Origin of the sequence: Bradyrhizobium centrosematis, from assembly GCF_045571495.1 — a bacterium.
Classification (GTDB): Bacteria; Pseudomonadota; Alphaproteobacteria; order Rhizobiales; family Xanthobacteraceae; genus Bradyrhizobium; species Bradyrhizobium centrosematis.
Genome location: NZ_CP120703.1, coordinates 6,178,647 through 6,193,680 on the forward strand (window position 1 = coordinate 6,178,647; position 15,034 = coordinate 6,193,680).

A 15,034-nucleotide genomic window follows, 5' to 3' on the forward strand; every position below is an offset into this window, starting at 1 on the left:
AGCTCGGCCAGCCTGAGATGGCCAAATCTGCCCCCCTTCGCTATTAAGACCTTGCTGACAAAAGGATAACAGGCACATCAGCTCTTCTACCTCGATCGCGACTCGCCATCACTATCAGGTCGCTCATCCTCCGCACTACGGCGGCGTCGGGGACGAAATCGACGGGCAACGCGAAACAGCCAAGTCAGATGACATTTTCTTCGCATCATCGTCAGGTGTCCCCACGACTTCGCCCGGCAGAAAAAGCGCAACAGGACCGAGCGCTTAGGAACCGGCCTGTTCCGGGACGTAATAGGAGCAAGCGGTACCCGCGAGATCTGCTTGACGCGGAGGACACTTTGCATGCGCTTCTCCAGCAGGGGAGACGATTTCGGCCGGACCAGCAAATGCGATACCAACTCTGGGTTTCGCTAATTCTAGCGGCAGAACTCGTTCCGAACGCGCACGGTTTGTTGCGAGGCTAGTACCTCGACGCATTCATGACATTTGAGGGAAACGCGACAGGATCATTACCAGCAGCGACGCAAGGTGAGCTACGTCGAGAGGTGGAATTCGCCTCCGCGGCTCGGTTTGGCCACATCAAGAGCCGCCTTTCAGGCCTCAAAGGCATGTTGCGACCTGGTCAAGTACCAATTTCGGCAATTGATCGGGAGATCCACAATTGGTACTTCTCGAGCCACTTGAACCAATTGCAGTCCGCTGAGCGTTTCGGCGAAGCCACGCTGGATCCCATCGAGCAGAACACAAATGGGCCGTTTCTCATGAATGAAATATGATGAGCATGGTGGAAGAAGGCGACCATCGCCGCCAAAATCGGTGAAGCATGGTTTGCCTGCTCATCGCGATCATTTCACTGCTCTATACGAGCGTCGGCCAGGCTGGTGGCACTGCATTCCTCTCGCTGATGGCATTTTCTGGCATGTCGTCGACAGAGATGCGCCCGACGGCACTTGGTCTTAACATTATTGTCGCGACTTATTCGACGTGGCTCTTCAATCGCAACAAGATTGTTGAGTGGTCAATCCTGCGCCCACTTCTCTTTTCGTCCCTACCAGCTTCGCTTGCCGGCGGCTTGATTGTCCTCGGGGAGCCCACGTACAAAACACTGACGGGGCTCGTACTTCTTCTGGCAAGCGCAGGGATAATCATGCAGCGAAGAGGAGGTGCCGACCGCGCTTGCGAACCTCCGCTGTGGGCAAGCGTAAGTATTGGCGCGATCCTTGGACTCGTTTCCGGCCTGACCGGTGTGGGCGGCGGAGTGTTCCTCGCCCCGACGCTCGTCGCACTGAATTGGGCATCAGCGAAGCAGGCCGTGGCGCTATCACCGCCTTTTATATTGGCCAATTCAGCAGTCGGCTTCGTCGGATCTCTTTTTACCGGGCAAATTCCTTCTCCGGCTTTGATCCTTTACGCGATCTCCGCACTGTCAGGGGCGGTCGCTGGAACGATTATCGGCCTGAAATGGCTGAACCCGACATGCACTAGATTCGTTCTCGTGGCGCTCCTGGTCTTCGCTGGCATCCAATTGGTTTTTGGCTTGAAAGTCTGAACTTGGTTTTTGATGGGCTCGGCACGAGATCCAGCGCGTCAGGATCGGAAGGCAACGTAGTGGGCTGCAGCTTAGATTTCGGTCCGAGCTTCCTTGCCTAACTCCTAAAACCGACGAGCGCGGGTATGAAAGATGCCCGTGTAGAACGGCAATAGCTTAAGGTGGTTTCACCTCAGCGAACATGACTGCAGGTTTTGCAGCGGATAACTGCAAAGGCGTTGTCAAGACGAACACACCTTAGCTCGAGGCGTGGAATAGACGTATTGCGAATGGTGTCGCGCACAGATTTCCCTTGCCACAATTCAAGACGTCCAGAGTCGTTGTGGGTCTATGCGCCGCATCGGACAGGCGCGAGACGCCGCCCTGAACCAAGGCGCCCCGACGCACTTCGCCGATCGGCTGAAAGTGCGCTGGGGTCGCCCCAACATCATCAGTACATCCGTGATGATGCTCGTAGCAATGAAACGATCGGCGTGGCGGAATTGAGGCTTATGAGTCGATACGCGAGATCACACCTGCTTTAGCCAACTATGCCAACGACGCCAATCGCACGTTGCGTCATGTTGCGCCATTCCGCTCCCCGCGCTCCCGGGTAGCCCGCAATTTGTCTTTCTATGTCAGGCGGGTTCAAACCGCGGCACGCATCGAACGTTTCCAAACAACGAAATCGGCATGGAAGGACGTGTTGAAGGTCTCGCGGCCACTCTGCTGTTTCTGATAAGACCTCCGTGTCCGTGCTTCGAGCATGTCTGGCCGTCGGCCAATGCTGAAACCATGAATTCTCAACGAGCGGCTCTTCTTCACCCTGCCCCAACACGCGTAGGCAGGATATTGAAAGCGGCACCAGGCTTCAGAAACATGAGCCAGGTTTGACCTAACGCAAAGACGTTAGGGCGCGCCTCTGTCAGCCTAATCCTGTTTGAGTATGGGACGGTTCGGACTTGCAGATCTCTCTTCTGAACAAGTATTGCGATCCTCGCCTGCCTTGGTACACCATTTATCCGACCGTCAGAGAGTTTTCCGCGACGGTCGGAGCCAAGACTTGTTCGTCATGGCTGTCTCAGCTGCCAGCCGACGCGCCCGCATCGCTCTACATCCACGTTCCCTTTTGTCGCTCAATATGTTGGTATTGCGGCTTCCATACGAGCCTTACTCGCAGCAAGCGACGGGTTCGCGAGTATCTCGCAGTATTGCGGGACGAGATAGGTTTGGTCGCAGAGCAAGTCGCGCACGCTCTGCCGGTGAGCGACGTGCATTTCGGGGGTGGCACGCCGACCATCATTGCACCCGGCGATTTTCTCGCTTTGATGGAGCTTCTGCGCCACCGCTTTGAGTTCAGCAAGTCTACGTCCATCGCCATCGAGATTGATCCGCGTGGACTCACGGCCGAGATGGTCGAAACTTTGCAAACGGCCGGCGTCGGCCGCGCGAGCATCGGCGTGCAAAGCTTTGATCCGGTGGTTCAAAAGTCTGTCAACCGCGTGCAGAGCGAAGAACTGACGGCTTCGGTCGTCGAGAGTCTACGCCAGCATGGGATAAGACACATCAATTTCGACCTTCTCTTCGGGTTACCGCATCAGACGGTGCGCTCCTGCGTCGATTCCTCGCGGACAGCGCTGGCGATGCGGCCAGACCGGCTTGCGGTCTTCGGCTATGCTCACGTCCCTTCCTATATGAAACGTCAACACCATATCGATGAGACGGCATTGCCGGATCATATCGCCCGTGCCGAGCAAGCCGCGGCCATTGCAGATACACTAGTCACGGCCGGCTACCGCCCGATCGGGCTCGACCATTTTGCGCTGCCTGACGATGAACTCGCGCTGGCGCAGAAAGCCGGTCGATTGCGTCGCAACTCCCTCGGTTATTCGGCGGATACTTGCAAGACCATCATCGGCTTGGGTCCGTCGGCGATCGGCCGGTTGCGTGAGGGTTACGTTCAAAACGAGACTGCAACCACGTCTTATCACGAGCACATCCGCGCCGGGCGCCTGGCGACCTCAAAAGGCTATTTTCTGTCCTCCGAAGACCGACTTCGCGCCGCAATCATAGAGCGTCTGATGTGCGATTTAGAGGCCGACATGCCCGCGATCTGTGCTGCTCACGGATTTGACCCGATTCCTCTCCTAGATACTGCGGGCCGCCTTGGGATGCTTACCGAAGATGGGATAGTTGACATTGAAGAGGGTGTTATCCGGGTTAAGCAGCAACATCGGTTGCTCATTCGTGCAGTTGCTGCCGCATTCGATACTTATCTGGATCGCATTCCTTATAGCTAAACTTCCCATCAAGCAGACCGGAGCCTTTTGTTCGATGGAACGATCCGAAGAAGCGCGTCCAGTCAGATCGCCAGAAACAGCGGGATGGGCTTTCAGCTATGGCCTCGAGATTGGCAAGCGCTGATGACGGGTCAGCCGTGTCTCTCAGATCGTCGACCGGAAGAAACAAACGAGTAAGTTACCCGTTAACTCGCAGAATGATTTCCCTTTATTTGCAGACTGCCGCAATATTGAACCTCTTACGCAAGAGAGTTTTACGGACCCGCAAGGTTCATCGCGAATGCAGCGGACGTGACGGCCACTTGGTGGGTCATAGTCCCGACCGCTTGTAGCCGAGGAAGATGATCGAAAGCGCAGCTCAGCGGATCCGACCGCGATCTCGTTACGATGAGCACCTCGTCAAAAGTCTCGCTCATGGGCGGCCACAGCATAAGCTTAGGCTGTTTTGCGAGGGAGCCGCTTTGCGAAGCAATGGTTCGCCTCGCTGCAGGAGACCCAGGAAGACCTACGGCAGTCTCGACCTAAGACCCAGCCTTTTTCGATCCTGCGACCACTGGCGCTCCGCCGACGGAAACCGGTCCTTCTGGTTTGGACCGGTCGAGGCGCTTCGTGTTGCTGCTCGAAACACCCCGCCCCAGCGGCAAAGGAGGTGCGGGAACAGCAGACGGCAGAGGCGTCAAGCTCTGCAGCGAGTCAAGTCGCGAGGTCAGGATGGTTATTCCATTCTGGATTCCCTTCAGGTCCTCGCGCAGGGCATCGAGCCGGCGGTCGAGCTCCAAGATTTTATCATCTGCTTTCTGCTGCCCCCACCTTATCTCCGTCAGAAGCCCCGTGTCCCCTGACGAAGGGTTCGTCGTTGAAGCGACATCTTGGGCTTCCGGCATCGCGGCAGACTGTTCGAGGTTAGCCCAAAGCCAGGCGCCGGACGCACACAAGCCCACGAGAAGAAGCGGCATCGCGAAGAGCACCGCAAGACTCCGTGTCGGCCTTTGCAAGAGCGCCCCCCTGTCTGAAGGGGCTGCTGCGTCAATCAACTCCATTGTTCCTCACTTAATATCCCGTTCCGGCAGGCCTCTTTGTCGATCAACAGCCTGAGACGATGACGCGCGTAAGAGCTGCCAGCGTTCATCATCAGAAATCCTGGCCACCTCCCGATCAACTCCCCTGCGTCCATGTCACCCACTTGAGCAACTCGATGGTTGGTCGCTCGTCTTCGAAACGAGACTCTCGCGGCCTTATCGCGCCCGTTGGCAATGGAGCAGCATTCTCTCATCATTCAGAGAGCCCGTGCACTACCAATTCCGGCGGGTTGTTCGAGGCGGCGGCTAATGCCAAGCGTGGCCAACAACGCAGGTCACCTTGAGGAATCGGATGGAACGCAGATTCTGCAGTAACAACGGAATTGGCAGAGGCAGCAACCTGCCGCTGGTTGGCGGAAAAAGCTGCTCTGAGGCTGGTCCTGCCTGTGTCCTGGCTAGCAGGTTAAGCCTTGTGCGGAGTTTTCCGGATGGGCAAGTTTAAAGGCTCCGCGCCGAACTTGGAAATTGTCTCGTGCTTTACGAGACGCAAACGCTGGCTTCATCGCCAAAATCGCCTTCCTCACGGACGGGCAAGGTGAACAACCACAGCGCTTTTGCCCATTGGCAGAGCGGCGCTTTCGTTTTTCATTTTGATGAGCTGCGGTCGCCCGTCGGCATCATCATTCTTGAACAAGGTTGCGACTTGGTCATCGCCCCGCAGGCCGGTAGCGCTTGCAAGGTGAGGAGTTCTGGTCGGGACAATCGAGACCTAGTCCATCCCTCGCCGTCGGGCGCGACGACGCTGAGAGTCGTCTTAGCCATTCGGCCCAGGCAATCGATTTATGGCGGCCAGACATGGAATCGAAGTGCGCCGCGAGCGATGTCTTCCTTAGGACTGTGCCGCGGAGATACTCTGCGGCGGCGGCATATTCCTGCAGTCTAAGGTCGAGAGTACAACATCGTTGGCTTGTCGTCGCAATTTCGCTAGCGGCCGGTCTGTTCGATAATTCCGTACTGGCGCAAACTCCGAGCGTCGTTGCTCGCAGTGACCGCCTTGTAGATCAGGCCAGCAGAAAACAAAAGGCGACTGGTCGGATTGAAAAGCTCCGGTTGAGCCGGACAATCAGCTCTCCTGCACCAGCGCCAGCTCCAACGGGCGGAGCGCCTTTTGAGAAGCACGTTCGTGCGGGCAGAGCTGTTTGGACAAGAGCGGAAAGGACGGTCGATCCCCTCGCAAGATACGACAATCTGCGTGAAAAAGGGCTTTGGTTCAACATACCTGGGCCTGCGGACACGATTGATCAGGACAAGGGCGGGGTTAGATCGGCGCTTGCGGATATCGGCATCGGCTACATCGGTTGGACGCACAACAGCTTTACAAACAACCTGCTGCCAAATGCTGCCCGAAGCACGATCGCAAATCAGCTTTATATGGGCCAGAATCCCACCTTCGCGTCGGCAAACTTCATGATCGTCACCTACGATCTCAGCCGATTTGGCATTTCCGACGGACAGATTGTCTTAGGGGGCGAGCAGCAATACTCGACGTGGGATCGTTCGGGTCCGGATCGAGTGGGTCTCAATACGCTCGCCTACTACCAGACTTTGTTCGACAGGACCGTTGAGCTCAAACTTGGCTATCTCAGAAACCAAAATGAGTTCACCGGCACATTGTTTGGAGGGATTACAGGATCGAACATGTCTGCCCTGTTCCAGGCGGGGATGAGCACCAATGCTGCGCCGACGCCGGCGGTCAACTTGAAGTACAATTTTGACGATCGCTTGTACAACAAGATCTCCGTCCAGCGCTCGATTAGTCCAGACGGACCTTATGTGCAAATAAAAGAAAATTCCACAGGCTTGAGCTGGAGCACGGCCAATGCCGGTATCCTTCTCATTGATGAAGCCGGCTATAGGAGCAAAGCAGCTCCAGGCGCACCCGACACTTGGTTGCGAGCGGGCGTTGGTTTCAACAGCAGCCGCTACGCGAGTTTGGTGGATCCCAAGCAAAAAAGAGAGAGCGGCAATCATTTTTACTACATCGCGGCGGACAGGCAGCTCTGGCAGAGTAAGGTCAATGAGACGCCGAATCGAGGCATCTATGGCGGCTTCTCCATCATGGGATTTCCGCCCGACCTCAATAGGATCAGCCAATATTATGAGCTTCGTCTTTATGCGAGAGGGACCTTTGATAGCAGGCCCAGCGATCTGATTGCAATCGTTGCTAGCAGGACGAGGTGGAGCACATTTGCGGTGGATGCTGCGCTGGCGAAAGGCCAGCTTGCGCATGGCGATACTACGGCAATCACCGGAACTTATACCGCCCATCTTGCCCCGGGAATATATGCGGGCGTCGGACTATCTTACATTCACAACCCTACAAGCGTCACGCACACCCCCCAAACTGAACACGCGCTCAATCTATTGATATCTACGTTGGTATTCTTCTGATCATCGCGAACGCCATTTTGATCCAACCATCTCGTGCTGCACAGAACTAGAGACTGCGCGATCTTGTGAAGGGCCGACTGCCTCTGCGCCAGCGACAACAGGCGATGGAAGGGAATCTGGATCCCAGGAAGGCTGAGGCGGTGCTTAGAAGAGCCCAGTTCCGAACGCGTCATTTCCGTGGTTTGTCGACGCGAAACTGCGCCCTGAACGATCTGGAAGACGTTCAGGTATACCGACAATCTCGCGCAAGCGCCGCTTCAGGAGAAGTGGCAGAGCGATGCCGGTTGCCTCAACGGTGTTATAGTCTGCCGGCAGTGACACAGGCGGCCTCTTTATCCCAAGGATGCTGCTGCTATCTTCCGCCTGAGGGAGCTCTTGGCGGGATGGCTGCCGTTACGGCGAAGCAGCATGCAGGCTCTCTTATCAGCAACGACCGTTGGCTGTCGCAAAACTCCAAGGAGACATCGCTCTCGACGCAGAGCAGAGACCTCAAGAGCTAGGGCCGAGAATCAAACAATGTTTGTGCCCTGCCCGCACCGTCTTGGACGCCAACCGTTTGCTTGTCACCGAATGTCTTGGCGAAATCGATCCGCCCCCATGGCATCGGGGTTGGTGCATTGACGAGAGGCGGGTTCTCTCATCGACTGGCTCTGTCGAATCCGGGCGCGTATTCACGCCCCACCTCTGCAATCCGCACCGGTTGGTACAGATCCCGTCGCGTGCCGGGTGGTAGAACCGCGAGTTGCCCGACGCGCATTTGGAATTGCAATCACATTGCATTTTCACCGAGGTTCGGGATAGGCGCGAACACGCTGGCGTCCTTCGCTCTCCACCAGCTCGCCCCTGTAAGGTATTCCGCGGATCTCGAAATAGGTCGGCCGTCCGGGCTGGGGCATGATGCGCTCGCCCTCCAAAACGCGCACGAGGTGAGGCGGCAGGAACCGCTCCCTATGCTCCCAGCCGCCCCGGATAAGATGGCCGAGATCGACCGGACCTTCCGCCGTTTGTCTTGCGCTCACGATCGGCGGCGGCCGATGCAGCGGCCGCGATGGCCCGGCTTCGTTCATCACGCCGGCGCGCGCGTGATGAACCAGGCGAACATCCCTGCGACCGCCCGGTCCTAATGTCGCCGAATATCGCTCTCCATTGATGGCAAACCGACTTGGGCCGAACTGATTTGGCAGCAGATTGATATTGCCCAAGACATCGATCAACACATCGGAAGCCGCCTGGGAGCCGTGACGCCAGTTGGCGCCAACGATCGCTCCAATGTCCAGCAGATCCGGCGCCGCTCCCAGCGGTCCTGCAGAGGACGAGGCAGTCGCAAATTCAGGTGCAGGCGCAGAGCCCGCATCGTCACGCAAGTCGAGAGGTGTGGGTGGATCGAGATTAACGAAGGAGCCGAGACCGCCATAGATGTTTGACGATGAAGGCCGCACCGACGACGACGATGCGGGCTCTTGCATCTGTCGACCAGATCCATGCATTTGCTCTCCAAGCCATTCCCACGCTCCCGCGCTCGGCGTAGGCGGCGTTGCGGGAAGCTCATTTGGCAAGCGGGCCTGCCGAGCAGCTTCCACAGCAGGGTGACCAAGGTCCCGAGGGGGCGCCAACCCGAGTGCCCTGTTCGCCCGATGCATTTGCTGAAAACGGCCGAGCCTCATCAGATCAGCGTTGATCTTGGTGTCCCCCGTTTCGTGCTTGTATTCCTCGACATCCCGAGCGAGGCCTGGGGTGGACAGCCGGCCGGCGATCGGCTGCCTGTTATGGGTCTGCAGCCACTCACTCAGCCTGAACATGCGGCGAGTTTGCCTGTCGATTGTCTTTGGCTCGATCCTGTGTGTCTCTTTGTCCGCCTCAGCCCACATGCGGATGAGATTTGCGTCCTCAGCGTGAGGAGCCAGCCGGCGGATGTCGGCCGCCAGGCTCTTTCCGGCGCTGACCTCGCGAAGCTTCTTCAAAGCGGCCTTGATGCGCCTGCCGCGATCCTTTGCGTAAGTGTCAACGTCCTCATCGAGCTCGGCTTCCAGCTGGGAATTGTCCACATCAGGATTTTCCAGCTCCGCATTCTCCAATTCCCGGCGAATGCGATCGGCGATCGAGGGCCTGCCGGCCTCGCTCAGGCGCGCGCTCAAATGCCGCAAATCGGCTGCCGCATTCCTGATGGTTCCGTCGCTGAGATGACCTGCGGCCTGGTTTCTGAAATCTTCGATGAGCTGATCATCGGCGGTAGAGACCCCGCGCGTCCGGCCCGGCTGCCTTGCGTAATCAATTCGTAGATTCGCCGCTAAGACGTCAGATTGGTCCAGGTCGCGCAACGATTTTGCGCTCCCGCTCCCGCCAAGGGCCTTGCCGATTCCCGACTTGAAGCGTGACCATAAGCTGCGGCTTTTTCCGCTCTTGACCGAGGCAACCGCCTCTGCGTCTGGAAAGCTGTAACGCGCGCTGCTGAACAGATCATCCCGCAGGCTAGCCTGTGGCTGCGCCGAAGCGGGAAGCTGGAAGTTCTGAATGTCTGTGCTCTGACGCGCATCGCCCCGCGCGCTCTCTCTAAAAATAGACTGCGGAGGCAGCCGCATCGAGCCGCCGAAATCGTCCCGCCGGACCGCGCGACCAGTTGTTGCGCGAGGTTGATCAGGCGAAGTTGAGTTACTTGCGTCAGGGGAAACGAGATTCAAGTCCTGCAGCCGACCTTCAAAGTCACCCTGCTCGCGTGGGCCGTCCGCTCGCCCCCCAGACCGCCCCTGAAGGGCGGCATATTCGCGCATCCACGCGCCTGAATCAAAGAATGGGTCAACCGGATCCATCCTGCCCTCCTCATGTTTGCATAGACCCTGCAGCAATCCGAACGGCTTTGATTACGGCCAACCAACGGGGCGCTCGGCAAGAGTCAGATTCTCGATTGTCTATGTCCGCAAGCTTTCGAAAAGCTGACGAGATCAAGAGTTTGCTGCGTGCCAAACCACCGGCACCGCCCCCAGCGAGGCCAATCCGGGCTTGCCGCCCTTCCTCGCAAGCTGACCAAATCGGCGGATGGATATGACAAGGGCTCGCCTGCGATCGTGCGCCGAAGTTCAAGCATTCTCGCCCGGCCCACCTAACGATACCAGGCTCCAATGGACCGTACTCAACGAGTCTTGTCGACTTCGGCATCAAACTTTGGCAGCGAGCTGCCCTGATGAAGGCGTTGATTGATGGCGTACAACGTCTTTAGATATGGATCGGAAGGGCTATCGTGGCCTTGACTTCGTTACGTCCGCAAGGGCAATGAAAATATGTCGACAACGGCTTGGGGCCTCATACTTCAAGGCCATGTTCTGCGAGCACTCGCTGCATGACCTCGCCTTTGATCTCGCCAGCGATCTCGTTTCCAACCTGTGCTCCGAGCACCCGCTCGGCATCTGGATCGCCTAGAAGACTATGCTCGGCCAGTCGCTTAGCCAAGCGGGTTTCAAACTCTTCGCCCATGTCGTCGACCACGCAGTCTCCCATCGCCGCATGCTCGTCTGGAGCGATGCGCCTCAGCACCGTCTCCCAGGGTTGCCATCGGCTGGCCATGTAGTCGGCGAACTGGTTTGCTTTCCGCTCCAGGACCAGGTCGAGAGCTTCCGTCGCATCGTCCTCGCTGACGTGAGCAACCTCCAGGAAGCGCATGTCACGGGCGAGATGACTGAGTTCCAGTGGCTCGCGCAGCCGATGCTGATAGGCCAGGTAGACCTCGATGTCATCTACGTTCGGATTGCTGCTTGCGAGCGAGTTGATCCTGTCGCGCGCAACCTCGTCCAACGTCTCCAAGCGAAACGTGACACGGCCGCGCTGGATCAGATCGCCAAGCCGATCGTCATATACTCCGTTCTCGACGTCAGCGTTGATGCGCGCGGTCTGCATACCATTCCAGTGCAATGTAACGCGGTCCTCGCAGCTCGTGTTGGCCCCAGACGCCTGGGCAAAAAACTGCTCCCGCAATGCCCGATTGGCGGCCGCTTGCCGCAGATCATCAGCCACCGCCTGCCGGAACCCGTCATTGCCGTAGTTCACGGTGCCTCGCAGCCTCTCAAGGAACGCTGCGTAGTCCTGGGCGCCCGGCTCATCGGCAAAGTTCCGCCATTCGGAGAGCACGGTCGGGTCGCCCGCGAGCAATGTGCTGCAGCCTCGTGCAGGGATAGCTGCGCAAGCTGCGGTAACCCTTCAGCCGCCGCCAGATGAGAGAGGACATCGTCAGGTAGCGCGTTATCGGCGAGCTCGAGACTCTCCAGGCGCGGCTATTATACGGTAAAATCGCCTCGAGAAGACCTTCAAGCAGGCTGGTCAGTTGGTTACCGCCGGCATTGAGCGTTTGGAGCGTGCTCGGAAGAGGATCGGGAAGGCTGGCCAATTGGTTGCCGCTAACATTGAGTTCAATAAGCCACGATGGGAGAGACGCGGGAAGTTCGGTCAGCTGATTGCCGCTGACGGCAAGCGAGGTGAGCTCTCTCGGAAGAGCCTGCGGCAGGCTGGTGAGATGGTTGTCGTTTGCGTTCAGGATCTGGAGCCGGGCCGGAAGGTTAGCTGGCAGACTGGTCAAGCTGTTGTCAGCGACCTCCAGCTCAGAGAGCGTCGCCGGAAGATTGTCCGGCAAACTCGTCAAGCGATTGTGGCTCATGAGAAGATGCTGGAGACCAGGCAGGAAGACAACGGGCAGGCTACTGAGCTCGTTGTGCTCTTGCGCGCAATTCCACCAAGCTGGGCGGCAGGGCAGCAGGCAGCGCGGTCAGCGAGAGCGAGGACAAATCCAGCGAGTGCGCGCCTATGTTATCCGAAGCCCTGATCCTGCGCCCCTGTCGCCTGTTTTCGGCTTCGCCCTGCCCGTCTTCATGAACCCAACTGTCCAGGATCTGTGCGCGAGCGAAGGCCGGGGTCCGATACCCTGTCAAGTCTTCGACTAGAAGCGCCACGGCGCGATTGAAGCTGCCGAGGCAGCTTTCCTGGTCCGCCTCGTCAGAAGGCGCAGAGGAAGAACCTGCACGCTATTGTGCCTGTCCCGTGTCCATCAAAATCTCCATTGCCAGAAAGACGACGCCCCGCTTTTGAAGCGCGCAAAGCAGGTGTTTCCGCAGCACGATCATCGTGCGGCCCTGGGTGCACGTGCGCTGCCGCCCCCGCCCGGCTCAAAGGGTACAGCTTCACACGCGCTCGACCGCGGCAAATGGATCGATCCTCTCGCGAGCCTGCTGTCTTTCGCTGACCGGATAAGTCCGCAGTCAACGGAGTAGCGTCGCCATTGCCGTTACAAGGCCTACCTGTCGATCAGCTGACGAGTGTCGCTGCAGAACCTCAGATTTACTCAGTTTGGCGATGATGAGCACGGCTGTGCGGGCCCTTCATCGACGCGCTAACGGCGCGTTCGACATCGCCAGGGGATCGCGAGAAAGTTCTAAGCGGTCAAGACAACGGCGATTGGGCGGCTCACCGAGCAGGATCAGCGGCTCGGATCATTCGAATGGAACTCGATGATGCGTGGTACAACAAGTCAAGCATAGCGCGCAAAGGCGCTGGCCAACGGAAAGCGACCCACGGTGTCGCATCGTCCGAGAAGCTACATCTCGATAAGAGCCGACGATCCACCGTGCCGTGATTATAGGTTGCGAGGCTATCTCCAGGTCCAGATGAGCCCGCTTATGCTGGCCAGCGAGCTGATGAGACTCACTCCGGGTGAGTAGCGCGTGAGGGAGGACGGAGCTGGACCCGGCGTTGCTCCCACAGTCCTCTCAGTGCTTCGACGAGAGTTCCACGCTCGTGGTGGTCCACCATCATAGACTCAAAGAGGTCGCGGAGAACGGACTCGCCTCTGATCCGCATCAACAAATCAAACAATACATCTGAAATGCGCACTGCCCCACCGCCGGAGAACGCCGTCCGGATCTCGCACACCGTCTCTTGGCAATCTCGTGCTGTATGAGCGCGCACGCGATGCAGGGATACATAAGGCGGCAGTGAAACCGCGAGCGAAGTCCAGTCTTCAAGCGTTACCGTCCGCTTTTTGACTAGAAACGGGCCGACGACAAGGCCATCGAGTTCAGTGGTCAGAAATGTGGCGACGGCGTCGGCGACCGAGTCCACGATCGGTTCGACATTATTGTTAAAGGACGTATTGAGCAGAACTGGAATGCCCGTCCGCTTCTTGAACTCATCGATAAGGCCCCAATAGGTCGGATTTGACCGTCGGGACACTGTCTGCAGCCGTGCAGTGCCATCGACATGGGTAATGGCGCCCAGCAAGTCGCGCTTGGACTGACGCACACGAACCACGAAATTCATGAAAGGAAATTCTCTCGCACCCGCCGGGAGATCGAAATATTCTGCGGCATCCTCCTCCAATACGGAAGGCGCAAATGGCCGATAGCCCTCGCGCTTCTTGACCATCGCGTTTATGCGAGTTTTGTTAGAAGCGGGTCGGGGGTCGGCGAGAATGCTGCGATTACCCAGGGCGCGCGGCCCGAACTCCGATCGCCCCTGCACCCAGCCGATCACGGCGCCGTTTGCCATCCATTCGGCCGCCCTGCCCGCCGCGTCATCACTGCGCTCAATGTGGAGATGCCCAGCCCACGCATTCAATTCCTGTTCCACGGCATCTCCCAGATCGGGTCCCCAATAGACATCCTGGAGCCGCTCGCGCGCCGCAGGTCGCCCCTCCTCCTGAGACGCCATCAGCGCTGCGCCCAACGCGCAGCCGGCATCGTGAGCCGCCGGCTGCACAAAAATATCGTCAAACAGCCCTGAATAGAGCAGCTTGCCATTCACGGTGCAGTTGTGGGCCACTCCTCCGGCCAAGCAGAGCCGCTTCATGCCAGTAAGGTCTCTATAATGTCGAAGTATATGGAACACGATTCGCTCAAGCGCTTCCTGCAATGATGCGCTAACATCTCGATGCTGTTGGGTGATTGGCATTCCTTTTCGCCGGACCTGAATATTGCGGACCAACGCTGGACCGATGCGGTCTAGATGGAGCCGATAGCACCCGTTCTCAGAGAGTTCGTAGAACTGTTCAAACAGCTCGCGATATGGCGCGGGATCACCGTAAGGCGCAAGTCCCATCACCTTGTACTCATCGAACAAACCGTAGCCGAGATACCGGATGGCCTCGAGATAGAACAGCCCCAATGAGTGTCTCTCCGGGAAGCTCTCGAGCAGATTGACTTCGGTTCCAGACCCGATGGCCACCAAACCCGACTGAAAATCGCCGCCGCCATCGATTGCAAGTACCAGACTTTGCTCAAATCCAGACATTGCGAATGCACTAACGGCGTGCGCCCGATGATGACTTACGAACGAGATCCTGGACGGATCAACTTCGGTGCCGCACTCTTGTCCTAGCATTGTCCTCAACAAAAGCCTGGCATCCATAGGAATAGCCTCGGATGGTTGGGGAACAAACAGGCGCTCCAGCATCGTTTTGCAGTAGGCTTCGGTCGCATAGAACGCGATCCGATCGACGTCCTTGAGTTGGACACCTGCGGTATCGAGGCAGTACTGAATCGCAAGGCTTGGAAATTTATTGGAATGTTTGACCCGATTGAGTCGCTCTTCTTCAACCGCCGCTATCACACGTCCGTCGCGCACGAGCACCGCGGCACCGTCGTGAAGAAATGTGCTTGGAAGCTCGGGCCGACATTCGTAAACCTTATCCAATCCACCGCTTAAACCAAGACACAGCATCATACTCTCCGTTTATGGTAAGAAGGCCACATTGAGGCCGG

At 57.8% G+C, this 15,034-nt stretch carries 8 protein-coding genes; 4 read left to right on the plus strand and 4 right to left on the minus strand.

Features of this window, described 5'->3' with window-relative positions; genetic code table 11:
- Positions 1–479: 479 nt before the first annotated feature.
- The 4 genes from P6U31_RS29385 to P6U31_RS29400 all read left to right on the plus strand — a co-directional run bounded on the left by P6U31_RS29385 (position 480) and on the right by P6U31_RS29400 (position 7,298).
- Positions 480–776, plus strand: a complete 297-nt coding sequence (locus P6U31_RS29385) for a hypothetical protein (protein WP_407185221.1) — start codon at positions 480–482, stop codon at positions 774–776.
- Positions 777–823: 47 nt separating this feature from the next.
- On the plus strand, positions 824–1,549 hold the full coding sequence (locus P6U31_RS29390) for a sulfite exporter TauE/SafE family protein (RefSeq protein WP_407185222.1): 726 nt from the start codon (positions 824–826) through the stop codon (positions 1,547–1,549).
- A gap of 941 nt (positions 1,550–2,490) precedes the next feature.
- Positions 2,491–3,828 (plus strand): oxygen-independent coproporphyrinogen III oxidase, encoded by a 1,338-nt coding sequence (gene hemN, locus P6U31_RS29395; protein WP_407185223.1) that lies wholly within the window; start codon positions 2,491–2,493, stop codon positions 3,826–3,828.
- A gap of 2,129 nt (positions 3,829–5,957) precedes the next feature.
- Complete coding sequence (locus P6U31_RS29400; RefSeq protein ID WP_407185224.1) at positions 5,958–7,298, plus strand: carbohydrate porin; 1,341 nt, start codon at positions 5,958–5,960, stop codon at positions 7,296–7,298.
- Positions 7,299–8,080: 782 nt separating this feature from the next.
- Here P6U31_RS29400 and P6U31_RS29405 read toward each other — a convergent pair.
- The 4 genes from P6U31_RS29405 to P6U31_RS29420 all read right to left on the minus strand — a co-directional run bounded on the left by P6U31_RS29405 (position 8,081) and on the right by P6U31_RS29420 (position 14,993).
- Positions 8,081–10,105: a hypothetical protein gene (locus P6U31_RS29405; protein WP_407185225.1), complete on the minus strand. Its 2,025-nt coding sequence runs from the start codon at positions 10,103–10,105 to the stop codon at positions 8,081–8,083.
- A gap of 490 nt (positions 10,106–10,595) precedes the next feature.
- Complete coding sequence (locus P6U31_RS29410) at positions 10,596–11,438, minus strand: NEL domain-containing protein (RefSeq protein WP_407185226.1); 843 nt, start codon at positions 11,436–11,438, stop codon at positions 10,596–10,598.
- Entirely contained in the window at positions 11,386–11,940 is a 555-nt protein-coding gene (locus P6U31_RS29415; protein ID WP_407185227.1) for a hypothetical protein, read from the minus strand. Before P6U31_RS29415 ends, P6U31_RS29410 begins: the two co-directional genes overlap by 53 nt.
- A 1,040-nt stretch (positions 11,941–12,980) precedes the next feature.
- Entirely contained in the window at positions 12,981–14,993 is a 2,013-nt protein-coding gene (locus P6U31_RS29420; RefSeq protein ID WP_407189977.1) for a carbamoyltransferase, read from the minus strand.
- Between the last annotated feature and the right edge of the window lie 41 nt (positions 14,994–15,034).